A 26,095-nucleotide genomic window follows, 5' to 3' on the forward strand; every position below is an offset into this window, starting at 1 on the left:
AGAATATAGTTAAAATCCCGGAAATTTGGTTGCATCAATGAAATTTCACGGTTGAATTGTATTAATTTTACTTCTTGTTAATCATCAAACCGCACGGGCGTCCCCGTTGTACTTGCGACACTTAACTTATGGCAATGGTATCTGATTTTGTTCATTCAACGGCTCCCGAACCCCACCGTATTCGGACCCGGCAAATTTTAAAATCGCACCCCGAAATTAAAAAGTTGATTGGGCAAAAGAACCCAACTACAATTTGGGTAGCCCTCGGCTGTGTGATTCTGATGACGGGTATGGCGTACCTGGTTCGTGATCAATCGTGGTGGGTTATCGTGGCAGCCGCCTGGTTTATTGGTGCTTTTCCGGCCCACACGCTGTTCGTTTGTATTCACGAAGCGGCCCATAACCTGATTTTTCGCAAACCATCGGCCAATGCATGGGCGGCTATTTTTGCGAACCTGCCAACGGTATTCCCAACGGCATTAACCTTTAAGAACTTTCACATCAAGCACCACGCCTTTCAGGGTGTTCATGAACTGGACGCCGATTTGCCGGACTGGTACGAGGCTAAGCTGATTAAAAACTACTCCATTGGCAAGGCCATCTGGCTGCTGTTCTACCCCATTTTTCAGGGTATTCGCACCCTGCGCATGAAAGAACTGGCCGTTTTTGATAAGTGGGTCATTGCCAACTTTATCATTCAGATCACCTTTGATGTCCTGATCGTAACGTTTTTTGGTTGGAAAGCGCTGGCGTTTATGGTGTTGTGCCTCTTCTTCTCGGTTGGCCTGCATCCACTGGGTGCCCGCTGGGCGCAGGAGCACTTCCTGACCCTCGACCCGCAGCAGGAAACATACAGCTATTACGGCCCATTAAACGGCCCAAACCTGAATGTAGGTTTCCACAACGAGCACCACGATTTTCCGTCCATTCCCTGGAACAAGCTGCCCGAAATCAAGAAGTCGGCACCTGAGTACTATGAATCACTCAAGTACCATACGTCTTTCATAAAGCTGTTCTTCCTTTTCCTGTTCGATCAGGAGATATCGCTTTACTCACGCATTGTTCGCAAAGAGCGGGGTCGTGTTCCTGTTTCGGATCAATCGAGACCCGATCTGGAACTGGTGCAGGCACAGGCGGTGTCCGTTGAAACGGCTGCTTAACAGCCAGGAAAATTGGCAGGATAGACATACAATTATTACAAAAAGCCCCATTACGAAAGTGATGGGGCTTTTTGTTGTCCGACGGTTTGGGGGTAGGGCGGCTGAGAGAGTAGAAATAACTATCTATGTTCCTTAGAATAACTATTCTTTCGAGAATTCATAGAAACTTAATTTATGTTTGGTTGCCGAGTGAGCTGTCTATGTCAACTTTGTGGCTATGTCTGAGCAAGAGCTAACCGATACCGAATTAGTAGTCCTGCTTCGTAAAGATAGCGAGGAGGCATTTCGCGCGTTGTACGAACGCCACTGGTACGACCTTTTTGTGCTGGCAAAGCGCAAACTTCGCGACGAAGCGATGGCTTCCGACATGGCGCAGGAACTGTTTCTGCGGCTCTGGCAAAAACGCAGAACGCTGCTCATCAACAATGTGGGGGCGTACCTGACTACCTCCCTCAAACACCTTATTGTCGATCACGTACGCACGCAGTTGCAGGGGGAAAAATATGCCAGTCACTTCGTTTATACCCCGCCAACGGATACCCTCAATACGCTCCACTCGGTGCAGTTCAGCCAATTGACCGAATCGCTTAATCAGGCACTGGAGCAACTGCCCGACAAAACCCGCGAGGTGTTTGTCCTGAATCGATTCGAGCAACTTACCATCCGCGAAATCTCCACCCGGCTTGGCCTCTCCGAAAAAGCCATCGAATACCACTTGTCCCGTTCGGTTGCTTACCTCCGCGCCAACCTGCACGATTATGCCACGGCTGTGGTGCTGACTACGTTATTTGCCGCTTAAGTATATGTATGGGGACTTGACCCCACCCCTACCTACACAATCACCGCTTAATAAATTCGTAACATACGGGTCTTAGGGTATTTTTCGAGTTGTTCGTCTTACCCTCTGAATACGGCATAAACGGATACGTTGCTGTTGTCAGATGATATGGACCCCAAAGCGCTACAAGCCTTACTGACCAAGTACCGAAACGGCGATGCAACCGACGAGGAACGGGCGCAGGTCGAAGCCTGGTACGATGCGCTGGATGGTGAAGCCGAACCCACTTTGTCGGCTTCGGAAAAACAGGCGTTCGTCAATCAGCATTGGCAACACATGGCCGGCCAGATCAGGCAAACGCCAACCCACCAACGCACACCAACCTGGGTTTACCGGCTGGCTGCTGCCGCTGTGGTCGTGCTGGGTATCGGGCTGGGCTGGTATTTTCTGATGAACCGTTCGGCGGAAACGGACCCCCATCAGGTAGCTGCCCAAACGAGTCAGTCGACACTGGTCGATAAAACAAACGAGTCAGCTAAGCCGCTTCGGATTGCATTGCCGGATGGTAGTGCCATTACCCTACAACCGGGTGGTCAGATACAGTACCCCCAAAAATTTGCCGAAAATCAGCGGGAGGTCCGGTTGGCAGGCGAGGGTTTTTTCGAGGTCACTAAAAACCCGGAACGTCCCTTTCTGGTCTATGCCAACGGGCTGGTTACGAAAGTGCTGGGCACCAGCTTTACCATTGTAGCCCATGCCGGAAAGCCCACAGCCGAGGTCGTCGTTCGAACGGGTCGGGTGGCGGTTTACCGACAAGCGGATCAGCCGGAAAGAGCATCCGACATGGTGCTGATTCCTAACGAGAAAGCTACTTTTTTTCGGGCGGAGAGCCGGATCGTAAAGTCGCTGGCCGACCATCCGGTCGTTATTCGGCCTCAAGCCATCAGAACCCATTTTGTATTCGACAATACACCCGTTGCCCGTGTGTTTAAGGAATTAGACGAGGTGTATGGCGTAACCATCGCCTTCGACGCGGACGCCCTTGTGAACTGTACGCTAACTGCCAATCTCGCTCACCAGTCATTGCCCGACCAATTGAACATGATTTGTCTGTCCATCGGGGCTACCTATCAAACCAACGGCACGCATATTCAAGTCAGCGGTCGGGGCTGCCCTTAAAAACAAAACCAGCTTACTTACAACTACTTATACTTTATGAAACGTTTTCTTTCGCTATTGGTCAGCGTTCTGCTGAGTAGTAGTCTGGTCCAGGCTGTGCCCTTATCGGCCCAGGAATTGATGAATCGCCCCGTTTCCATAACGGTAGAAGGCGAGACGGTACGAACAGTGTTGCAGCATCTGGAAAAGGCTGTCGATGTGCGCTTCGTGTATAGCCCGCGCGTGATTGGTGCCGAAAAGCGGATTTCGATCAGCGCCCGCAATGAACGGTTGGCGAGTGTACTCCAGCGGTTATTTACGCCCCAGAATATAGCCTGGGAGGTTATCAACGGACAGATCATTCTGAAAAAAATGGATGGGCAAAGCAGTCTGCTGTCGGTCCCGGCTTTTCAGATCAACCGGGTCGTCACGTTCGACCAGCCCCGGCGCCTTCTGTCGGGGGTGGTGCGCGATAACGCCAGCAATCAGCCGCTGCCCGGTGTGAGTATTGTGGTGAAAGGAACCACCCGCGGCACATCGACCAATGCCGATGGTGGCTTTTCGCTGAACATCCCCGACGCGGGTGGCAATTTGGTTCTGTCTTTTTCCTTCATTGGCTACGAAACGCTGGAAGTGCCGGTCAATGGCGGTCAGTCGACGCTCAACGTAACTCTCAAAGAAACACAGAACGCGCTGAGCGAAGTGGTGGTGGTCGGTTACGGAACCCAGAAGAAAGTGAACCTAACGGGAGCCGTATCGCAGGTGCTGGCCAAAGAGCTTGAAAACCGGCCGTTGAACAACATGTCGCAGATTCTTCAGGGCATGGTGCCCAACCTGAATATCACCTTCAGCACCGGCCAGCCGGGGCAGGGCGGCAACCTGAACGTGCGTGGCGAAACGTCGATCAATGGGGGAGGGCCCCTGGTGCTGATCGATGGTATTCCCGGCGACATCAACCGGATCAACCCGGCCGACGTGGAGTCGGTATCGGTGCTGAAAGATGCGGCTGCTTCGGCGATTTACGGGGCGCGGGGTGCGTTCGGGGTTATTCTGGTGACGACCAAAACCGCCAAGAATGGCAAGACAACCATATCGTACAGCAACAACTTTGGCTGGTCGGCCCCAACGGTCAGCACTAAATTTCTGACGAATGGCTACGAGCATGTGCGGCTGAACGACGAAGCGTTTACGCGGGCTACCGGCAACAGCTACACCCGCTATTCGGAAGAAGATTACAAGGAACTGGAAGCCCGCCGGTACGACAAAGTTGAAGACCCGTCGCGCCCCTGGACCGTCATTAAAAACGTAAACGGAAAAGATATTTACAACTACTACGGGAATTACGACTGGTGGAATACGCTCTTTAACACGACGGAGCCCTCCAAACAGCACAACATCAATTTGTCGGGAGGTACCGACAAGGTTAACTATTTTCTGTCGGGGTCGATTTTCGAGAAGGACGGGATCATGAAGATCAACACCGATAAGTTCACGTCCTACACCCTGCGCAGCAAGATCAACGCGCAGCTAACGCCCTGGCTCAAAGTGGGCAGCAATATCCAGTATTTCGATTCGAAGTATAAATATCCGGGTCTGGAAGGGGGCGCCAACGCGAACTTTGTGGGTATCACCGTCCATGCCTTACCCGCTTATGCCCCGATAAACCCCGATGGCACCGCTACCTATAACACCCTGAAAAACAACTATTCCATCGGCGATGGGTTGTACGCGAACCTACTGAAAGGTGTTGCCGGGGGCGAGAAACGCGTGCATGAACTAACGGCAATCAACTCCGTAACCATCGACTTTACCAAAACCTGGAACCTCGTCGCCAACTACTCATACTCGTTTTACATCGCCGACGACTGGTACCGGTCGGCTGTGGCGCAGTACTCCATCCAGCCGGGTATTTTGACGACCGTGCCCAACTACAACACCGATCAGTACCGAAAAACGTTCTGGTTCGACCCGATGAACGTGACCAATGTGTATTCGTCCTACAACCATACGTTCGGGAAACATTACGTTGCCGCCACCGCCGGGATCAACTACGAATCTAAAAAACACCAGCGTCTGTTCGGGGCTCGTAAGAACCTGCTTTCCGAAAGCCTAAATGATCTCAACCTGGGCACCGGCGAACAGCTTTCGGCTGGTGACTCGTATCAGTATTCGCTGTTCGGAGCATTTTATCGGTTGAATTACGACTATGCCGGTAAATACCTGCTGGAAGTGAATGGACGTTATGACGGAACCTCGCGCTTTGGCGAAGGTCGGCGGTACGGTTTCTTCCCGTCGGTTTCGGCGGGCTGGCGATTGAGCGAAGAGCGTTTCTTCGATCCGTTGAAGGGCATTGTCGATAATTTCAAAATCAGGGCTTCGTACGGTACGCTGGGCAATCAGTTGCCGTCGAACACGAACTCGGCCAGTTTCTACCCCTACATTTCCATCATGCCAACGGCGCAGTCGAGCTGGATAACCAACGGACAAAAGCTGTCGTACGTGAACAGCCCGAACCCTATTTCGCCGGACCTTACCTGGGAAAAAGCGACCACCTCCAACCTGGGGCTGGATGCGGGTTTGTTTAAGAACCGACTCAATTTATCCGCTGACGTTTACGTCCGAAACACAACGGGTATGCTGGTGCCGGGGCAGGTGCTGCCAGCGGTTTACGGAGCTACCGTACCCACCCAAAATGCCGGTGATTTGCAGACAAAGGGCTTCGAACTGTCCATCGGCTGGCGCGACCAGGTTAAAATGGGTGGCAAGCCATTCGTGTATAATGCGTCGTTTGTGCTGTCCGATTCCAAATCGACCATTACCAAATATGATAATCCCAACAAGATCCTGTCGAGCCGCTACGAGGGGCAAACCATTGGCGATATCTGGGGCTATTCCATCGACGGATACTTCAAGACCAACGAGGAAGCGCAGGCCTATACCGTCGATCAAACGCTGGTCAACAAACAGCGCCTGAGCGCCCCCGGCGACTGGAGCAAGCTACAGGCCGGTGACCTGAAATTCATTGATACCGATGGGAACGGGAAAATTGATCAGGGAGCCAATACGCTGGCGAACCACGGCGATCTGAAGATAATTGGCAATGACCGGGCGCGCTACCGGTACGGGCTCAATCTCGGGGCAAGCTGGAACGGCTTCGATATGTCGGTGCTGGCGCAGGGTATCCTCCGAAAAAACTGGTATCCGGGCAACAACGCCGATAAATTCTGGGGGCCTTATTCGCGGCCGTATTATTCGTTCATTCCGGAGAATTTCGAGGCTGACGTCTGGACACCGACCAATACGGATGCGTATTTTCCGGTGCTGAGAGGCTACACAGCCCTGAACGGTGGGGGTGATCTGAACGCTGCCAATGATCGCTACATCCAGAACATCGGTTACCTCCGGCTGAAAAATGTAGTCATTGGCTACACATTGCCCGAAAGCCTCAGCAAAAAAATCAGCATAGCCCGCGCCCGGATTTATGTAAGTGGTGAAAATCTGCTCACCTATACGTCCCTGCGTTCCAAATACATTGACCCTGAGCAACTCGACGGTGATGCCACAAACGGCAGAACGTACCCACTGTCAAAAACAATTTCTGCCGGTCTGAATCTCACGTTCTAGGTCAACCCAACTCTTCGTACTCAAATGAAAAAAATACTAAGTATCCTGGCTGTAGCCCTTGGTTTGTCGGCCTGCGACCTGAACATGCTGCCTCAGGACGCCATTTCGCCCAATACCTTTTTCAATACCGAAAACGACCTGCTGCTGTATACGAATTCCTTTTATAACGCTCTGCCATCGGCCGAGGATGTGTATAATGAAGACGTCGACAATGTGGTCAAGAACAGCCTGCGCGATGAGTTGCAGGGTACGCGGATCGTGCCCACCAGTGGGGGCGGCTGGAGCTGGGGAACCCTGCGCAACATCAACTATTTTCTGGCTAACTCGGGCAAATGCCCGGATCCCAAAGCCGTAGCCAAATACAACGGGCTGGCCCGGTTTTTCCGCGCTTACTTCTATTTCGGCATGGTAAAACGTTTTGGTGATGTTCCCTGGTATTCGAAACCCATTGAGGTGATGGATCAGGAAATGTTGACAAAATCACGCGACTCCAGAGCAATGGTGATGGATTCGGTGATGGCCGATATCAATTATGCGATTGCTAATCTGGACGCATCGCGGCAGGTAACCACCGTTACGAAATGGACAGCGCTGGCCCTGAAATCCAGAATGGGGCTGTACGAGGGGACATTCCGAAAATACCACACCGAATTTGGTCTGCCCGGTGCCGATAAATTTCTGGACGAAAGCATTGCGGCCTCCGAGGAGTTGATGAAGAACAGCGGGTACACGATTTACAAAGCCACACCCGCCACGGCCTATGGCAAGTTATTTTCGTCGGATAATGCCATTCCCGATGAGGTAATTCTGGCTCGTGATTTCAGCGATGAGCTGCAGGTCTATCATAACCTGAACTATTACACCATGACGGCGTCTTACGGAAAACCCGGTCTGGAGAAGAAGCTGGTGAACAGCTACCTGATGGCCGATGGCACCCGCTTTACGGACATTAAAGGCTACGAAACCGTGCAGTTTACGGAAGAGGTCCAGAACCGCGACCCCCGTCTGGCGCAAACGATCCGGACGCCCGGCTACACCCGCATTGGCGAAACGACGCCACTGGTGCCGGAATTCGGCGCTACAGTTACCGGTTACCAGCTGATCAAGTTCGTTTCGGCCCCCAAATGGGATACGTTCACCAAGGATATTACCGACATGCCTATATTCCGGTACGCCGAGGTGCTGCTCAATTTCGCCGAAGCTAAAGCCGAGCGGGGCACGCTTACCCAGGCCGACCTCGATCTATCCACCAAACTCACCCGCGACCGGGTGGGTATGCCTAATATCAGCCTGGCCGCTGCCAACGCCAACCCCGACCCGTACCAGGCACAGCAATACACGCAGCTAAAAGGCCCCAATACGGGTGTCATTCTGGAAATACGGCGCGAACGGCGTATAGAGCTGGTCATGGAAAACTTCTTCCGCTGGGACGATATCATTCGTTGGAAAGAGGGGCAACTGCTTACCAAAACATTCAAGGGGATGTATTTTCCGGGTCCGGGCAGCTATGATCTGGACAAGAACGGGAAAGTGGACCTGGTTATTTACGAGGGCACCAAGCCATCTGTGCCGGGCGCGCAACTCCTCAAGCTGGGCAGCGAAATCCTGCTGGAGAATGGCAATAAAGGCGGCAACATTGTGGTGAACGGGCATATCAACAAGAAATTTAACGAAGCCCGCGACTACCTGTACCCCATTCCTACGCAGGAGCGACTGCTAAACACTAAGCTGACGCAGAACCCTAACTGGGAGTAGGGGTGAGAAACATTACCCCACCCCAACCCCTCCCCTTGAAAAAAGGGGAGGGGCTAGAAGAAGGGTAACCCCTTACTTCACCCATCTCTTTTTTCAAAGGAAATAAAGAGTGCCCTTTGGCATAGCTCCTCCCCTTTTTTTTAAGGGGAGGGGTTGGGGTGGGGTAGCCACCGCCTTATTGTCGGGTTTGAGAACCCGACACCACGCAGACATCCTAAACCCCTAACCTCTTATACACCAATATGCTTTCTGACAGACGATCGTTTCTTGAAAAAATGGCGCAGGTTGGGGCACTGGGTTTGTTGCCCGTAGCTCCGGCACTGGCTGCCGCGTCAACCGGTTTGGCAGAAGAAAAGAACCATTTTGTGGCCGGGCCGTATTTGCAAAACATGAGTACCCACGGCGTGACAGTTATGTGGATTACGCACAAAAACTGTTTTAGTTGGGTCGAATACGGAGCCGGAACATACACCAGTAAGCGGGAGTTTGGCTACAACAACGGGCTGATCGAAGCCAATAAGCGAATCAATAAAATAACCCTGACGGGGCTGGCTCCGGGGGCTGACCATAAATACCGAATCGTTTCGACCGAAATACTGGGCTATAAAGGGTCAAAAGTTGAGTTTGGCGAAACCATTACCAGCCCGATGTACGGCTTTAAAACCCCGGCCGACAATGAGGAGGAGTTTAAGCTTGTCATCTTCAACGACATTCACGACCGACCCCAGATCATTCCTCAGTTGCTATACAGGCACGGCTATACCGGTAATAAACGCGACTACGATTTTGTCGTTTTCAACGGCGACTGCTTCGACTGGGTGACCGAAGAAAGCCAGATGGTCGAGCACCTGATCAAACCGTCGGTCGATATTTTCGCGTCGGAGATGCCGTTTATTCTCACACAGGGCAATCATGAATGCCGGGGCAGTTTTTCGAGACATATTCCGGCCTATTATGCCTATCCCGACGACAAATACTATTATGCTTTCACCCGTGGTCCGGTGCGGTTTGTCATTCTGGATTCGGGCGAGGATAAGACCGACGATAGTGTTGAGTACGGTGGCCTGTCGGCCTTTGACCGATACCGGGAAACGCAGGCGAAGTGGCTGGAAAAAGAGATTGAAAGTAATGAGTTCAAAAAAGCGGCTTTCCGGGTTGTGCTGATTCACATATCCCCATACCACTCCGGCGATTGGCATGGAACGATGCATTGCCGACAGGTCTTTGGGCCGTTGCTAAACAAGGCTAAAATTGACCTTCAGCTTTCGGGGCACACACACCGGTATGGCACCCACGATGCCAACGCCGACCATAATTACCCCATCGTAATTGGCGGAGGGCCGCTGGAAGGAAACCGAACGCTGATAAAGCTGCACGCTACCAGCAAAGAACTGAATCTGAAAATGATTCGGGATGATGGCGAAGTGGTCGGGAAGTACGCTATCTCCAGAAAGAATCGGTCGTAAGACGAAGGAAATTACCTCAATCCATTGTTTATGAAGCTCGTCAACTGTCTGCTGTTCCTCCTTCTTTCCCTTGCTTCCTATGCCTACGAAGGCCCATCGGATGTGGTACGGAAAGTAAAACGTCTCAAGGTGATGACGTACAATATTCATCACTGCAATCCACCATCGGCCGGGAGTAAGATAGATGTAGAAGCGATCGGGCGCGTCATTACAGCCGAAAAACCTGATTTTGTTGCCTTGCAGGAGGTCGATGTGAACACCGAACGGTCGGGGAAGGGAGTGAATCAGGCGAAAGAACTGGCCCGGTTGACGGGCATGTATTTCTTCTTTTCCAAGGCCATCGACCACCAGGGGGGCGATTATGGCGTGGCTGTTCTGTCCCGGTTCCCCATCCTCGACTCCACCCGGTTTATCCTGCCCATCGACCCGGCCATTGGGGGCGAAACCCGAACAGTAGCGGCCGTAACGGTAGAGCCGACAAAAGGAAAACGGATCATTTTTGCCAGTACCCATCTGGATTTGAAAGAACCCAACCGGCTTACACAGGCGGAGTTACTGATTAAACATTTTGGCGGTACTGCTCTGCCCGTTATTCTGGGGGGCGATTTCAATGCCCAGGCCGACAGTAAAGTTATCCAGCTCTTTGACCAGACCTTCGTGCGAAGCTGCCAGCCGTGCGCGCCCACCATTCCGGTCAAAAATCCCAATCGTGCCATTGACTTTGTCATGTACAAGCAGGATGGCTCCCTGAAAAGTGTATCGACCAACGTTATTGATGAGCAATATGCGTCCGACCATCTGCCCGTAGTCGCCGAATTGACGCTTAAGTGATTGCCTGGATAAGCTACAACGTAACGGCATAAGTCCCCCAAAGGGAAAACCTATGCCGTTACGTTGCCGGTTGGCAGTTCCACAAACTACCAATAGATAGATATACAGCCATTAGCAGGTTGTATTTTCTTACTTTGTCGTGTAGGTCAATTAGCCGAATACGCCAACCTTAAAACAGCTTTCCAGCGATGAATTTCATGAGTTTACGGTACTTTCTCAAGATTGGCCGCTCGTTCAGCGGAGCATTTTTTATTGCTCTTTACCTGATTGGTTGTACATCGAAAACCACCGATCCGCAACCCGCTGTGGATCAATATCTGGTAAGCAGCAGCAGCGTCGCTACTATTACCAAAGAGCAACTGGTGACTCAGGCATCAGCAATCAGCCCCCTGTATGCGCTCTTACTGAAGCAGGGTATCACCGTGACGAAACTGGTTTATAAGACTAAGAACTGGGATGGTACAGCCATCCAGGCATCGGGACTGCTGATTGTGCCGAACACAACCACCGCCGTCCCGATGATCAGCCAGCAGCACGGGACTATTTTCGACAATGCAGATGCGCCCTCCAACTTCGGGCCGAACAGTGAAGCGTATCAATTCGCTACCATTTTTGCGTCCATCGGTTATATCATGGTCTGCCCGGATTACATTGGCTTTGGTGAGTCCAAAAATCTGCCCCACACCTATGAGAGTCGGGTAGGGCTGGCCCAGGCTAGTCTCGACATGCTGAGAGCTGCCCGGGAGTATATAGCCAGCCGTTCTGAGATCAAATGGGATTCCCGGTTGTATATGGCGGGCTATTCGGAAGGGGGCTATGCAACTATGGCGTTGTATAAAAAAATGCAGGACGAAGTGCCCACGGAGTTTAACCTGCGGGCCGTTTCCTGTGGTGCGGGAGCCTATGACAAGACCAGTTTTATGAAGGCTCTGCTGACGCAGAAGTCGGCAGGCGTAGCGCAATGGAATCGGGCATTTTTGTGGGTACTACTGACCTACGATCAGATTTACAAACTTAATCGGCCTCTGTCTTTCTACTTCAAAGAGCCTTATTTGGCCGATATTCAGAAGAACCGCCAACTGGCTACGCTGGACGTAAGCTTTGATCAGGTACTGACCGATTCGTTCAAAGCGGGAATTCTGAATGGGACCGATACGGCCTTCCTCAACGCTGTCGCCGACAATAACATCTACGACTGGAAGCCGCTGACCACCCTGCACCTTTACCATGGAGATGCCGATCCGCAGGTGTATTACCTAAACTCTAAAATTGCCTACGATGCCATGCAGGCGCGGGGAGCGGGTAAAACTGTCCAATTATTCACCAGCGTCGGCAAGACGCACGTTCAAACGATTCCCGATTGGCTGGCCGGTACATACACGTTGTTCACAACGATGCAGTAGTATCTCAATAACGACAAACGCCATTTCTCAGAGAAATGGCGTTTGTCGTTATTGAGATCTAGGGTGTCATTTCACCTGTTTTTCTCATACGGATACCGTTATGTCAGCTTCTTAAAACTGACAAGCGAGGTTTCTCAAAGCCTATTAAAACACTACAATAGGTTTTGAGAAACCTCGCTTGTCGGGTCTGAGGACCCGACTCCACGAATTAATAATTCTTTGATCAGAACTTCGCTTTCCCTGAGTCCAGGAACGCTACGAAATGCGAAATGTCGCGATCGTAGTTTTTGGGCGATACCAGCAGTTTACCCTCGCTGTTGACCAGGCAATAGTGCGGCTGGGCGTTATTGTTGAACTTCGTGATTTGCAGATCGGCGTTCTGGGCACCAATCGTCTTCTTTACTTTCTGGTCGTAGGTCGACGTGTACCAATCGGCTTCGGGTAGTTCGGTTTTGTCGTCTACATACAGCGCCAGAATTACAAAGTCGTTTTGTAAGCGCGACATCACCGCCGGGTCTGACCAGACGCGGGATTCCATTTCGCGGCAGTTTACGCAGCCGTGGCCAGTGAAGTCGATGAAGATAGGCTTATTAACTTTTTTGGAATAAGCCAGCGCCTGTTTGTAATCAAAAAATCCCTGCAAGCCGTGGGGCAGGTGAAACAGGTTGGCATATTTGGGCGTCTCGGTCAGGGCATTGGCCGGATTTGCCGCTATTTGCCGATTCGTCAGATTAAAGTCCTGCGACGTTTCGGGAGGCAGATAACCGGACAGGGCTTTCAACGGGGCACCCCAGAGGCCGGGAATCATATATACCACAAACGAAAGCGTTACAATCGCCATCAGCAGTTTCTGAACGCTGATGTACTTGGTTTCGCTGTCGTGGGGTAACCGGAGTTTGCCGAGGAAGTAGAAGCCAATCAGGGCGAAAATGACGATCCAGAGCGACAGGAACACCTCGCGATCGAGCAGACCCCAATGGTACACCTGATCGGCAATGCTCAGGAACTTCAGCGCCAGGGCCAGTTCCAGAAAACCAAGCACCACTTTCACCGAGTTGAGCCAACCACCCGAGCGGGGCAGGTTTTTCAACCATTGCGGGAAAGCCGCAAACAGGGTGAACGGAATGGCAAAAGCTGACGAGAAAGCGGCCATGCCCAGAATAGGCTTGATGACTTCGCCACCCGCCGAAGCGACCAGCAAACTGCCGACAATAGGGCCTGTGCAGGAAAACGACACCAGCACCAACGTAAATGCCATAAAGAAAATACCGGCAATACCGCCCTGCTCCGATTTCGCATCGGCCTTGTTGATGAGCGAGTTGGGCAACACGATCTCGAACAGACCCAGGAAAGAAAGGCCGAAGATGAAGAAGATGGCAAAGAACAGGATGTTCGGCAGCCAGTGCGTACTCACGAAATTGGCGAACGCCGGGCCGTTGAACCGCGACACTACGGTGCCGATCAGCACATAAATACCAATGATGAACGCCCCATACAGCAACGCTTTCCACTGACCGCCTTGCTGGTTGGTAAAGAAACTAACCGTAGCCGGAATGATCGGGAACACACAGGGCGTAAGCAACGCCACCAAACCCGACAGAAACGCGGCCAGCATAAAACTCCATAAAGAGCCATTGGCGGCCGGAGTACCGTCTTCGACGCTTGCTTCCGGTTGAGTGAGCGCTTTTGACACGCTTGAGTCGATCTGAGCATCCGTTAAGGAGGCTGCATTCGTGTCAGTTTCGGTAGGTGTGGTAGCCGCAACAGCCGTTTCGGAAACGGGTGGCGTAACCACGGATGCTGTAGTTGGTGCTGAGGTTGCCGTGCCCGATGCAGATGATGGAGCGGCAACGACTAAACCGGTAATGGTAAAATCTTCATTACCCGGAATGCATGACCCGTCACTATCCGTACAGGTCTGAAAATCAATGTTCCCTTCAATGACTGGGTTGGCCGCCAGGATTTTAACCCGTTGCGAAAACAAAGCCGGGCTATGCATTAAGTACGTATCGCCTTCAAAGGCTTCTTCGTATTTGGTCTCGACCTTACTAACTGGCTTCAGCTTGCCAACCAACTCGTAGGTTTTATTGGGCGTGAATTTAATGACCGTTGGCAGCGGGCCATCAATTTTAGGATTTACTTCCGAGGAATAAATGTGATAACCTGTCTTTATATCAGCCGTAAAACGAAGTTCAATGACCTCCCCAACTGTTGCCGACGTTTTCGCTGGCTTGTAGGACCAGCTTACTGGTTTAAGAATTTGGGCAAATGTGGCCAGGGGTAGCAGCAGCCACACAACAAGCGTACTTAATGATTTCATACCGCTTTGGGTAAGTGATGGTTTTGGTGAGTGAACAGCAATTGAACGAAAATATTTCCATTTCACGCGTAACTACACAAGAAAACCCCAACGCAGGCCGGGGTTTTCGGGAGAAAGCAGAAAAATTTATACTCAATAGCTGAATAGCACCGGATTTAGTTCGTCCTGCGGATGGCTGCCAACGGGAACATTATCAAGCCATTTGGCATGATCGGCCACCTGAAAATTGTTGCGTGGCTGCATAATAACCTGATCTTTATCCATATAGATCATGGTCATCACCTTGCGCGGTCGATCAGAAACATTCGGTCCCGCGCGGTGGAAGGTCCAGCCTGCGTGATAGCTTACTTCGCCGAGGTCGAACGGGGTATCGTTCATGGCAAAGTTCTGCTTCTGTAGCTCGTCGGCCAGAATTTTCTCGCTGGTATCGCTTATTTCTATGTTGCGGCCAATTTCAACGGTCTGGCTGCCTTCGGCAAAGGCCAGCGGTCCCATTTCCATGGGAGTTGCCTGCAACGGAATCCAGACGGTAACCGTTTTGGGCGATGCCAGCGGCCAGTAAAACTGGTCGGCATGCCAAGGCGTAATGCCGCCCGATGGTTCTTTATAGAGTGCCTGATCGTGGTAGATACGAACGCCCTGAACGCCCATCAGATCGGCGGCAATCTGAGCCAGACGTTTCGAGAATACGAATTCCTTCGCCTGCTCATCTTCGCGCCACAGATTCATGATCTGGAGGAAAGCCCGCTCGTAGGTGGTGCGTTCTTCCATCGGTTTGATGAGCGTGTTCAGTTTAAAGACCAGATCGGTTATAATCGTGCCGTAATAATCGAGTACCGCCGGGCTCAATACATCTTTTAACTTCACATATCCTTTTTCCCGATAGAACGCAATGGCGTCCTGACTAACAGGATAATGGACATCCAGTTCCTTCAGTAATGTCTCTTTGTCAACTGTCGCTTCCATATAGCATCGTTTAAAGAATAATATATAACAAAAGTAGAGCGTCTTTTTATAACATTAGAGCAGCAGGTTTGCGGATTTACGCTTAATTTTGACGACATTCATATTCTCAAGTTCGAGATAAGGTTAAAATAGCACGGTTTGTGAAAGCTCTCTTCGAAAAGTTAATGTTTAACGAGCAAAGTTCATTGCTTGTTCGTGGGTTTCAGATACCTTATTTCGATGCGCCCTGGCATTATCATCCTGAATATGAGTTAACCTATATTGTCAAAAGCCACGGCCGTCGATTTGTGGGCGATCATGTCGAGTCGTTTCAGGCGGGCGATCTGGTGTTGCTTGGACCCGATCTGCCGCACTTCTGGCGAAACGATGATGACTATTACCAGCCTGATTCCGACCAAAAAGCGGTATCCATAGTCGTGCAGTTTCCGGCTACGTTTCCCGAGCGGGGGCTGGCGATGGTACCCGAAGCGGAGCCGGTGCGCAAACTACTCGAACGGTCGCGCTATGGTTTGTGCTTTAGCCAGGATATGAGCCAATCCGTCAGTGCACTGCTGGAACAGTTGCCCCAGCAGACGGGCCTGCCCCAGCTACTGAGTTTACTAACGATACTGAACGAACTCGCCACCGATCAGGCGGCCTACTTACTCGCCAGCGACGGCTATCAACTGGCTCCCGGCGCGGCCGAAACAGAACGAATGAAGCGGGTGCTGGAATTTGTTCTGCTGCATTTTCGGGAAGAGATTCGTATCGAAACGATTGCGTCGGTGGCGGGCATGGCTCCGGCGGCTTTCTGCCGGTATTTTAAAAATCGTACCCGAAAGACATTTGTCGAGTACCTGAACGAACTGCGCATTGGGCACGCCCGTAAGCTACTCACGACGAGTGATCTTAGCATCAGCCAGGTAAGTTTGGACTGTGGCTACAACAACAGTTCTCATTTTCACCGGCAGTTTAAGCTGCATACCCGCGTAACGCCTTTTCAGTATCAGGCGCTGGCAAAAGGAAAAGGATAATTTACTCGTTGGATTTCCCGCAAATTCTTCCATTTTCTACCGTACCTTTGTAGCCTACTAAGTTGGTTGTTTGCCGGTTCGCCGGGGCAGCCGTCCGGAATCACAAAGAACCGAATACAAAAAACGCTCGTAGCATGACGACCGCCACCACCACCCGCGATACGCAGGTATTTGACCTAATTGCTAAAGAACAACACCGGCAGGAGTCGGGCATTGAATTAATAGCTTCCGAAAACTTCGTGTCGCCCGCCGTTATGGAAGCGGCCGGGAGTGTTCTGACCAACAAATACGCGGAAGGCCTGCCCGGCAAACGCTATTATGGCGGTTGCGAAGTGGTCGATCAGGTTGAGCAGATTGCCATCGACCGTGCTAAAGAACTGTTCGGTGCTACCTGGGTAAACGTACAGCCACACTCCGGGGCCAACGCCAACACCGCCGTGTTTCTGGCCTGCCTGCATCCCGGCGATACCATCCTGGGATTCGACCTCTCGCACGGCGGTCACTTAACGCACGGTTCGTCGGTTAATATTTCGGGTAAATACTTTCGTCCGACGTTCTACGGCGTAGAAAAAGAAACCGGCGTTATCAACTACGACGTGGTTGAAGAAACCGCCAAGCGCGAGCGCCCGAAACTGCTTATCTGTGGTGCTTCGGCTTATAGCCGCGATTGGGATTACGCCCGTCTGCGCGCCATTGCCGACGAAATTGGGGCCCTGCTGCTGGCCGACGTATCTCACCCGGCGGGTCTGATCGCGAAAGGCCTGCTGAATGATCCGCTGGCCCACGCGCACATTGTGACCACCACCACGCACAAAACACTGCGCGGCACACGGGGTGGCATCATCATGATGCGGAACGACTTCGAGAACCCGTTTGGTATCAAAACCATTAAGGGCGAAACCCGTCTGATGTCGTCGTTGCTGGATTCGGGTGTATTTCCGGGCACGCAGGGCGGACCGTTAGAACATATTATTGCCGCCAAAGCCGTTGCCTTTGGCGAAGCGCTGAGCGATGATTTTTACGATTATGCCGTTCAGGTGAAAGCCAACGCGCAGGCCATGGCCAATGCTTTCCTGAGCCGGGGCTACGAAATTATTTCGGGTGGTACAGATAACCACCTGATGCTGATCGACCTGCGGTCGAAAGGCCTGACGGGTAAACTGGCCGAAAATACGCTGATCAAAGCGGATATCACCATCAACAAGAACATGGTGCCGTTCGATGATAAGTCGCCGATGGTAACGTCGGGCATGCGGGTTGGTACCGCAGCGATGACCACGCGTGGGTTGAAAGAATCGGACATGGAGCAAATTGTCGTATATATCGACAAGGTGTTGATGAACCACGACGACGCAGCAACCCTAGCAACCGTTAAAGAAGAAATCAACGAGTGGATGAAAGCATTTCCGCTCTATAAAAGTTAATTACTAAGGTTTAAAGAGCGAAAGAGCGAAAACTGGCCTACTGAACGTACCAGCACTCGCATCACTTTTTACGTTCACTCTTTCGCTCTTTCACTCTTTCGTTCATTAAGCACATGCCTCTCGATCAACTGACTGACGAAGAAATCGACTCCGAAGGTAAGGAAATGTCCTTCCTCGATCATCTGGAAGAACTACGCTGGCACATTATCCGTGCGGTCGGCTCCATCTTTGTATTTGCCATTATTGCCTTCGTCTTTATCGACGATATTTTCAGAGTTGTTATTCTGGGCCCCAAAAACCCGGATTTCTGGACGTATCGAATGATGTGCAGACTGGCCGACACAACGGGTTACACCGACTTATGCGTGACGAAGCTCAACTTCGAGTTGCAGTCGCTGGGGGTATCAGATCAGTTTACGATGGCCATGACGTCCTCGGCGATCATTGGCCTTTGCTTTGCCTTTCCCTATGCTTTCTGGGAGTTATGGCGGTTTATCAAGCCGGGGCTTCGTAACGTCGAACGGGACGCTGCCCGGGGTGCGGTATTTTTTGTTTCCCTGCTGTTTACAATGGGCCTGCTGTTTGGATACTTCATCGTATCGCCCTTAGCGATCAACTTCCTGGCGAATTTCCAGATCACACCCGAGATCAAGAACCAGTTCGACATTACGTCGTACATTGGTATACTCGTCACTCTTTCGCTGGGTTGCGCCCTGATCTTCCAGATGCCGATGATCGCCTATGTGTTATCGAAAGTGGGCGTACTAACGCCGAAATACATGCGTGAGTACCGTAAACACGCCTGGATCGTGATTCTGGTCGTAGCGGGTATCATAACCCCATCGCCGGATATTTACAGCCAGGTGCTGGTAGCCCTGCCATTAACCTTGTTGTATGAAGTCAGTATAATCGTGTCGGGACGTATCGAAAAGGCGCGGCTAAAAGCGCAGCAAGAATTGGAAAGAGCCTCATAAGGATGACGTATAAGACAGGAGGCCCTTTCTCATCGGAAGGGCCTTTTTCTTTCCTGACGGGGAGCGTATATTTACCAATAGGGAAACTAACCGCTAACCCAGTAAACATAGACGGGTTTCAACTTCCATTACTGGCCGTTTTTGCCGATCTGCCAGCGTAAAAAGTAGTGAACAATGCCACAGTACGATTTTAAAAAATACCATTACCGCTCCATCAACGCGGCTACCGATGCCGAACGGGCGGCTATCAATCAGGAACTGAAAGATTTGTATAACTCATTGCCCGACGAGGAAAAGGACGACTTCAATAGTCAGCTACAAACGTTCCTCGCGAAAGAAATGGGCCGATTAAAGTCCAACTATGAGTCGGTCAAAGGGAATATTGGGGATAATTAGGTTGTAGTGGAGTCGTGTAATGGTTGTTCTACAAACGGCCACTAGTCCACCACGCGACCTAAATCATGCCTCGCGCTTTTAGCTCCAGGTATTTGTTTACGGTATTGGCTGTCAGGTTTTGCGGGGCCGTCAGGATGGTTTGAATGCCATATTGAGCCAATTCCTTCACAATCTGTTTCTTCTCGAAGGTAAATTTCTCGCCAATCGTTTTCAGGTAAATCTGCTCGGTATCCGCTGCGGGCTGGTCGAGGAGGGTGCGGAGTTCGGTATTTTCGAAGAAGATCACCAGCAGCAGGTGGTCTTTGGCTAACCGGCGCAGGTATGGCAACTGCCGATGCATGGCACTTACCGTTTCAAAATTAGTGAACAGTAACAACAAGCTCCTCTGGCGAATATTGGCCCGGACACTGGCGTACAGGCTCTCATAATCCGTTTCCAGAAAGCGCGTTTTCTGCCGATACAGTAATTCCAGAATCCTGAGCATGTGCCCCGTCCGACGGTCGGCAGGGAGGAGCTGACCAACGTGGTTGGAAAAGGTTAAAATACCGGCCCGGTCCTGCTTCACAAGCGCGATATTGCTCAGCACCAGACTGGCGTTGATGGCGTAATCGAGCAGGGTGAGGCCGTCGAACGGCGACTGCATCACGCGGCCCTTGTCGATCAGGCAGTAAATGGGTTGTGAACGTTCGTCCTGGTAGGCGTTGATCATCAGGGACGTCCCCTGCGAATCACTCCGGCGGGAAGTGGCTTTCCAGTTAATCGTCCGAACATCGTCGCCGGTCGAATAAGGGCGGACCTGTTCAAATTCCATGCTGTGTCCAATGCGCCGAATTCGTTTTACGCCCACTTCATTGAGCCGGTTGGTAGCCGCCAGCAGTTCATACTGCCGCATTTGCAGGTAAGAAGGGTACACGGCTACGAGTTTCCCCTGTTCAAACTGGTAGCGTCGCTTTAACAAACCCAACGGCGACAGCGCGAATACGTTAACGGCCCCGAAACTGTATTCTCCCCGGCGTGTTGGCCGTAACTCGTAGCGGATGGCTCTGGTTTCGCGGGGCTTTAGATGAGCGTGAAATAGCACGTCGCGCCGTTGAAACTGGAACGGAATCTCGTCGATGACCTCCAGATGCACCGGAAATGTATATTGATTTTCGAGGTAGATCATAATGGGGTTCTCGTCGCCATTCGACAGCCGATCCGGCACTTCCCGACGGGCGAAAATGCTCGTGCGGACCGTGGGTCGGAATAGCAGCCACGCATCTATACCGACCAGAATGACAAACATGAAAAAGGCCAGCTGTACCAGCGGAAACAGAGCGGGAAACGCGTAGGCGGCCACAAACAGCAGGATTAGGGCTATAAGCACGAACCACAAGCGCGCAGCAATGAAAAGGGGGCGGAGTAATTTCATTCGGTTTGGCGGTTTTGGGCCAGCAGCCGCTTATCGCGTTCAATTTCGGCCATTAACTCTTCTTCAGTAGGCAGGTACAGCCTGTACTTCGATGCGAACAACTGCTGACTTCCATTCAGGACAGAATATTTTGCCACGGTTTCATTCTTCTCCGTACACAGAATCAGGCCAATGGTCGGGTTATCATCAGGTTGTTTGTATTGATCCTCGTACATCCGAACGTACATATCCATCTGGCCAACGTCCTGGTGGGTCAGTTTTCCCATTTTAAGGTCAACTAGTACGAAGCATCGGAGCATGTAATTATAGAAAACCAGATCGACCCGAAAACTATCGTCGCCCTCAACCATGCGCTGTTGTCTGGCTACAAACGCAAAGCCTTTTCCCAGTTCCAGCATAAACGTTTGCAGGTTATCTAATAAAGCCTGCTCCAGGTCTTTTTCATAAACCTTCCAGTTGGGCTTCAGGTCCAGAAATTCCAGAATGTAGGGATCTTTTAAAATGTCTTTGGGCTCCAGCTTTAGGGGGCGGGTTTTTTCATCAGCTTCCCGTTTGATATCAGGTCGGTCGGCCTCACGCGTGGCTAATAAACGTTCGTAATAGAACGAATTGATCTGCCGCTCCAGCGCCCGGCTACTCCACTGCTGCTGGGCCGTTTCGGCCATGTACCAGGCCCGGGCATCAGGCTTGTCGACTTTCGTCAACAAGCGGTAATGGCTCCAGCTTAATTCGTCACGCAGTGTGTGACGAATTGGAAAAGTCAGATAAACAAGTCGCATATATTTTAAACTTGTTTCGTTGAATCCCTTTCCAAAATCGGTGGTTAATCGTTGGGCGAGGTATTTGAGCAGGCCGCTGCCATATTCGGCTCGGTTGTTACCCTGCTGTTCTTCTTCGACAATCAATTGGCCGATCTGCCAATAGGCGTCAACCATGGCGAAATTAACGGCTCTATACGCATTTTGGCGGGCACCGTCCAGAACAGTCCGAATGTTTTCGTAAAAGGTTTTCATCAGGTAGTACAGTTGAGTGCATAAGTTACGGTTTTATCTGTTTAAGTTTACTTAAGGCCTCGTCAATTTCTTCTTCGTAGAGCGGGTTGTCATTGTCTTCCTGGTAATCGCCGGTACGTTCGGCTCGTAAAGCTTTGTAGAAGAAAGAAGCATCCTGAAAGGCTGTTCGGGCTTCGGTGAACCGGTTGAGTTGTAAATAGGCCCGTCCTTTGTGGTAAACCGCCAGTGCACTTTTGGGGTAATTCTTAGTCGCTTTCTCCAGATCGGCGAGTGCTTTTTCGGCCTGACTGGTGGCGATATAACTAACGGCACGGCTCACAAAATGCCGGTAATTGACCCATTCGGCTCCGTGTTTTATCGCCAGCGAGTCGATGCCGACGCTAAAGTGATAGATCGCTTTCGGATGATCGCCAAGGCCGCGATGGGTCAGCCCCAGCAGGTAGCTGACGGGATTGTTCCCAATCATATCGTCGAAGTTGGTGGTTCGCGCATCGTAGGCTTGCAGGTGGTGCAGCGCACGGGGGTAATCGTGAAGCCGGGAGAGATAGTTCTCGCCGATGAACCCGTGTTCTTTCGGAAAACGGCTGGCCATTTTCTCCATCCATGCCGTTGCCTCCTCATAGTTTCGTTCTGCCAGATAATTAAATACCCGGCCGCGATAGGTCTGGACCGAGTTTTCGGACATATCGGGTTTGTCCATTTGCGGGCCCCGCCGTCCGGATATAAAAAATGGCAAGCCCATCGGTTGCCGGTTATTGGCCAGCATAACCGACGTCCATCTTACCTGATACTCGCCGTCCTGAGCGAATACCGTGGTCGATAAGAGACATAAAAATACCAGTTGTTTCATGGTAGAATATCGGTTATTTGTCCGTCCCTGAGTCGGAGGGTGAGCGAAACGGCCGTGTCATAGGTTTGTTCGGCGGGGTCTTGTCCGGGATGCAGAAACGAAGTGACGGCAATGTGGTTCCGGCACAGGGCGAGTAGCTGGCTGGTGAGCTGGCTATCGAACGCCTTCGGACAATAGTCCTCTCCAAACCCCTTTACGTCGAACAAACCGCTTTGACCAGCGCAGTTCACCACAAACTTTATCGTCAGCAGACCGGACTGCTCCTTTTGGCTGACAGGTTGGTAATGCCTGGCCAGTAGTTGGTTGAGTTCATATTGCCTGGCGTTATGACTCAGTCGAACTTCATGAAGCGCGGCCTGAAAACAGTTGGAGCACGTTTGGAATTCCGTAGGCTGACAGGTTTCAGCGGGGGCGAGATTGCGTATGAGCCGGAACGTTTCCGTTGCCACCGCGCAGCCGTTCCAGCCAATGGCCTGCATCTGCTTCGGGAGCACATCCGTTATTTGCCACAATGGTTTATAACCCCCCTCGCGATTCTGCTGATTACCAAAAATGACCAGAAATACGGAGTTGCCAAATGTGGCCAGCCGCCAGAAATGTACTGTACGCTGTCTGGTTGCGGGGTTTTCCAGGCTAACCTGCCCATTGGCATACAGAGAAACAGTCAGGTTGTTCGATTGCCAGACTCGTCCGCTCAACTGCTTATAGGTACTGGCGGAGTCCATAGGAATGTCCGAAAATCTACGAAAAACCATGGGGAACATCGTTCCGATGCGCAGTAGATCGTCTTGTACATTCACCAGCCGGGGAGCAAAATGAATGGTGTCGAGCCGCACCCGATCGCCCTCAATGGCCCAGGTCGATTTCCTGGTATCCGCTGAGCCATCGACCAGCCCCAATTGATAGGTGCTGTCGGCCGATAGCCGCATGTAGGTCGGGAGCGGGGAGGTAAAATCGGCGTCCAGCTTCGTATGAACGCCAATCCAGGTGCCGGTAAGCTGTTCCCGAGTTTGCCCTTTTGTCAGTGACGAATGAAGAATGAACAGTAAAACCGACAGGCCGGTCAGACACCATCGGCCTGCGCTCAACCAACGGGCTGGCAGGATAGGGTAGAGGGTATGTCGCCTACTTTTCATCGGGGTCTACGTCTGCCCTGGATTGCATCCGGGGTTATCAATAGTCAACCCTTTCAGGGTTGGTTTGTATCAGGAGTAAAGGACGTTTAGGGTACGTGTCGAAGATGTTCATCGGGGCACGTCAATTTTCTGGACGAGCTGGGTAATGACTTCATCGGCGGTGCCGCCTTCCATTTCCCGTTCGGGGGTTAGCAGCACGCGGTGACGCAATACCGATGGGGCCAGTTCCTGAACGTCTTCGGGCGTAATAAAGTCGCGTCCCCGTAGCGTAGCCAGCGCTTTGGCGCTGTTGAGCAAGGCAACAGACGCCCGTGGCGAGGCCCCCAGATAGAGCGACTTGTTGGTTCGGGTCGACTGCACGATCTGCGCGATGTAATCGAACAGTTTATCTTCTACATGCACCTGGTGCACCTGTCCGCGCAATGTGGCCAGCTGCTCAGCGGTCAACACGGCCTGAACGGTATCCAGTGCGTCGTTCAGGTTACGCCGACCGGCGCTCTGTCGCTGGTGATGCCCCCGTAAAATGTCGGTTTCTTCATTGCCAACCGGGTAGCCAACAACGATCTTGAACAGAAACCGGTCCAGTTGAGCTTCGGGCAGCCGGTAGGTACCTTCCTGCTCAATGGGGTTCTGGGTCGCCAGCACCATAAATGGTTCTTCGAGCGGGTAGGTTGTGCCGTCATTCGTTACCTGTCGCTCTTCCATGACCTCAAAAAGAGCGGCCTGCGTCTTGGCGGGTGCCCGGTTGATCTCATCAATCAGCACCAGATTTGAGAAGATGGGTCCCTGCCGAAAGGTGAAATCGCCGGTTTTGGGGACAAAAACCGAGTTTCCCAGCACATCCGACGGCATCAGGTCGGGCGTGAACTGAATCCGGCTAAAGCCCACCGACATAGTTTTGGCCAGCAATTTCGCCGTCAGCGTTTTGGCCACGCCGGGCACGCCTTCAATGAGTACGTGTCCATCGGCGAGCAGGGCCGTCAGGAGCAGGTCGATGGTCTGGTGCTGCCCAACAATCACCTTGCCAATTTCGGCACGGATGGCATGGATGGAGGCAGTCAGGGAAGTAAGGTCGATACGCGTTTGAAAGGAGTCCATAGGGTGTCAAAACCGGGATTTTTATGATTTTCTGACTGACCATGATTTCTGTAAGGAGCTTTCTATGAAAGCAAAAAGCATAGTCAGTCAGAAAAATCATAAGAATCCCGGTTCAGATAGTTTGTTTAAAATTTTCCATTGCCTGATTTATCGTAATCAAATTGTATTCCGACAGGGAGATGCTTTTCTGAGCATCGCGCAGGAGCCTCACCAGCTGATCGGTTTCGTCCAGCGGGGCACCACTTTTCCGGGCGAGTGCTTCGGCAAAGTCCTTGTCCAGCATGGTGGTGTTCAGTCCGTACCGTTCGCGAATGTCGGCCAGAAAATACTGGATCTTTTTACGGGCCAGGTTTTCATGGTCACCCTGCTGGAAATACATACGGCCAATCGTCTGCACAAAATCCAGCGACGTATTTTTGAGCGGCTCTACTACCGGAATGATACGCTGGGTTCGCTTGCCGGCGAAAATGGCGTAAACGATCAGGCCAAAAGCAATCAGGTAATACGCCCAGTTCAGCGCCGGCTGCGAACGGATATACCGGAAAATAGACTGCTCGTCTTCATTGAACCGACCCTGTTTCTGATACTCGTCCCAGTATGTAGGCCGGGCGGGCAGGTAAGAGAAAGCCTTAAACGCATAATCCGACGTTTTCTGACTCAGCACATAATAGTTGGTAAACGCCAGGGGTAGGTTATGAACGAAGAACTGGCCCTTTCCGTACTGAATCCGAATAAAAGTAGGTTCCTGTCGGGCATTGCGACCCAGCACCGTAATGTTCTCGGGCTTGTTAACTCTCAGGAAATTGCGCCCGTCATCGTGAACGAAATTGTAGCCGCCGGCCTTTCGGAACAACGGGTTGACAAAGTTTTGCCGAAGGGTCGAATCGGCTTTCGACGGATCTTTCACCAGTGCCTTGAAGCCGAGGGTAATGCCCAGCGAGTCGGGGAGGTCATAGGCTGAAATGAAGACGTTGTTGCCCCGCTGCACAAAGGCGAAAAGGTGTTTGAGGTCGTTTTTGTCGGCGTCAAGCTCCTGACAGATGAGTACGTAGTTGCTGCGGGCCGGCAATGAGGTTTCCGTCAGGAAATTATAGATCGGTAAACGCACCGTCTTAATCGCCGGAGGGGACATCACATCGGGCAGCAGCTCGAACAGCGCCTGCGTGCCAAACGGAATTTTGTCGTCATTCTCATACGTTGCTTTCCAGTCGATGGGCTTCGGTCGGTAATACTCAAAGAGTACGTAGGCCGTGATCGTGGCAAGCAGGATGAACAGGTATTTATTCGGTTTTCGCAACGTGTAAGGTGCCGTCCTGGCC

General features: G+C 51.7%; 20 protein-coding genes. 12 read left to right on the top strand and 8 right to left on the bottom strand.

The window, feature by feature from the left end:
- The first annotated feature begins 128 nt into the window (after window positions 1-128).
- The 8 genes from ACYVK4_RS24515 to ACYVK4_RS24550 all read left to right on the top strand — a co-directional run bounded on the left by ACYVK4_RS24515 (window position 129) and on the right by ACYVK4_RS24550 (window position 12,175).
- Window positions 129-1,160, top strand: a complete 1,032-nt coding sequence (locus ACYVK4_RS24515) for a fatty acid desaturase (RefSeq protein WP_461130204.1) — start codon at window positions 129-131, stop codon at window positions 1,158-1,160.
- A gap of 217 nt (window positions 1,161-1,377) precedes the next feature.
- On the top strand, window positions 1,378-1,959 hold the full coding sequence (locus ACYVK4_RS24520; RefSeq protein WP_461130205.1) for an RNA polymerase sigma factor: 582 nt from the start codon (window positions 1,378-1,380) through the stop codon (window positions 1,957-1,959).
- Window positions 1,960-2,088: 129 nt separating this feature from the next.
- The gene (locus ACYVK4_RS24525; RefSeq protein WP_461130206.1) at window positions 2,089-3,117 is read left to right on the top strand and encodes a FecR family protein; all 1,029 of its coding nucleotides are present in this window, start codon (window positions 2,089-2,091) and stop codon (window positions 3,115-3,117) included.
- Between the two features lie 36 nt (window positions 3,118-3,153).
- Window positions 3,154-6,720, top strand: a complete 3,567-nt coding sequence (locus ACYVK4_RS24530) for a TonB-dependent receptor (protein ID WP_461130207.1) — start codon at window positions 3,154-3,156, stop codon at window positions 6,718-6,720.
- 24 nt (window positions 6,721-6,744) lie between these two features.
- Window positions 6,745-8,475, top strand: coding sequence for a RagB/SusD family nutrient uptake outer membrane protein (locus ACYVK4_RS24535; RefSeq protein WP_461130208.1), 1,731 nt, complete (start codon window positions 6,745-6,747; stop codon window positions 8,473-8,475).
- A gap of 242 nt (window positions 8,476-8,717) precedes the next feature.
- A complete protein-coding gene (locus ACYVK4_RS24540; RefSeq protein WP_461130209.1) occupies window positions 8,718-9,941 on the top strand; it encodes a metallophosphoesterase family protein in 1,224 nt (407 codons plus the stop codon).
- A gap of 30 nt (window positions 9,942-9,971) precedes the next feature.
- Entirely contained in the window at window positions 9,972-10,772 is an 801-nt protein-coding gene (locus ACYVK4_RS24545; RefSeq protein WP_461130210.1) for an endonuclease/exonuclease/phosphatase family protein, read from the top strand.
- 197 nt (window positions 10,773-10,969) lie between these two features.
- Window positions 10,970-12,175 carry a lipase family protein gene (locus ACYVK4_RS24550; RefSeq protein ID WP_461130211.1) on the top strand — a complete coding sequence of 402 codons (1,206 nt, stop codon included), beginning with the start codon at window positions 10,970-10,972 and terminating at the stop codon, window positions 12,173-12,175.
- A 223-nt stretch (window positions 12,176-12,398) separates the two neighbouring features.
- Here ACYVK4_RS24550 and ACYVK4_RS24555 read toward each other — a convergent pair whose 3' ends face one another.
- Together ACYVK4_RS24555 and ACYVK4_RS24560 are read right to left on the bottom strand one after the other, a co-directional pair.
- On the bottom strand, window positions 12,399-14,495 hold the full coding sequence (locus ACYVK4_RS24555) for a protein-disulfide reductase DsbD family protein (RefSeq protein ID WP_461130212.1): 2,097 nt from the start codon (window positions 14,493-14,495) through the stop codon (window positions 12,399-12,401).
- A gap of 132 nt (window positions 14,496-14,627) precedes the next feature.
- A complete protein-coding gene (locus tag ACYVK4_RS24560; protein ID WP_461130213.1) occupies window positions 14,628-15,461 on the bottom strand; it encodes a phytanoyl-CoA dioxygenase family protein in 834 nt (277 codons plus the stop codon).
- A gap of 140 nt (window positions 15,462-15,601) precedes the next feature.
- Here ACYVK4_RS24560 and ACYVK4_RS24565 point away from each other — a divergent pair, with 140 nt between their 5' ends.
- The 4 genes from ACYVK4_RS24565 (at window position 15,602) to ACYVK4_RS24580 (ending at window position 19,268) form a co-directional block, all read left to right on the top strand.
- Complete coding sequence (locus ACYVK4_RS24565; protein WP_461130214.1) at window positions 15,602-16,474, top strand: cupin domain-containing protein; 873 nt, start codon at window positions 15,602-15,604, stop codon at window positions 16,472-16,474.
- 134 nt (window positions 16,475-16,608) lie between these two features.
- Window positions 16,609-17,898: a serine hydroxymethyltransferase gene (locus tag ACYVK4_RS24570; protein ID WP_461130215.1), complete on the top strand. Its 1,290-nt coding sequence runs from the start codon at window positions 16,609-16,611 to the stop codon at window positions 17,896-17,898.
- Window positions 17,899-18,011: 113 nt separating this feature from the next.
- Entirely contained in the window at window positions 18,012-18,872 is an 861-nt protein-coding gene (tatC, locus tag ACYVK4_RS24575; RefSeq protein WP_461130216.1) for a twin-arginine translocase subunit TatC, read from the top strand.
- 174 nt (window positions 18,873-19,046) lie between these two features.
- On the top strand, window positions 19,047-19,268 hold the full coding sequence (locus ACYVK4_RS24580) for a hypothetical protein (RefSeq protein WP_461130217.1): 222 nt from the start codon (window positions 19,047-19,049) through the stop codon (window positions 19,266-19,268).
- Window positions 19,269-19,326: 58 nt separating this feature from the next.
- On the opposite strand, the gene ACYVK4_RS24585 is transcribed toward ACYVK4_RS24580, so the two are convergent.
- The 6 genes from ACYVK4_RS24585 to ACYVK4_RS24610 all read right to left on the bottom strand — a co-directional run bounded on the left by ACYVK4_RS24585 (window position 19,327) and on the right by ACYVK4_RS24610 (window position 26,073).
- Entirely contained in the window at window positions 19,327-20,679 is a 1,353-nt protein-coding gene (locus ACYVK4_RS24585) for a DUF58 domain-containing protein (protein WP_461130218.1), read from the bottom strand.
- Window positions 20,676-21,692 (bottom strand): PDDEXK nuclease domain-containing protein, encoded by a 1,017-nt coding sequence (locus ACYVK4_RS24590; RefSeq protein WP_461130219.1) that lies wholly within the window; start codon window positions 21,690-21,692, stop codon window positions 20,676-20,678. The genes ACYVK4_RS24585 and ACYVK4_RS24590 overlap by 4 nt, the downstream gene beginning before the upstream one ends.
- Before the next feature lie 25 nt (window positions 21,693-21,717).
- Window positions 21,718-22,542, bottom strand: a complete 825-nt coding sequence (locus ACYVK4_RS24595) for a tetratricopeptide repeat protein (RefSeq protein ID WP_461130220.1) — start codon at window positions 22,540-22,542, stop codon at window positions 21,718-21,720.
- Entirely contained in the window at window positions 22,539-23,678 is a 1,140-nt protein-coding gene (locus ACYVK4_RS24600; RefSeq protein WP_461130221.1) for a hypothetical protein, read from the bottom strand. Before ACYVK4_RS24600 ends, ACYVK4_RS24595 begins: the two co-directional genes overlap by 4 nt.
- Window positions 23,679-23,786: 108 nt before the next feature.
- On the bottom strand, window positions 23,787-24,776 hold the full coding sequence (locus tag ACYVK4_RS24605; RefSeq protein ID WP_461130222.1) for an AAA family ATPase: 990 nt from the start codon (window positions 24,774-24,776) through the stop codon (window positions 23,787-23,789).
- Between the two features lie 112 nt (window positions 24,777-24,888).
- Window positions 24,889-26,073, bottom strand: a complete 1,185-nt coding sequence (locus ACYVK4_RS24610) for a DUF4350 domain-containing protein (RefSeq protein ID WP_461130361.1) — start codon at window positions 26,071-26,073, stop codon at window positions 24,889-24,891.
- Window positions 26,074-26,095 lie beyond the last annotated feature (22 nt).

The organism is Spirosoma aerophilum, from assembly GCF_054782495.1.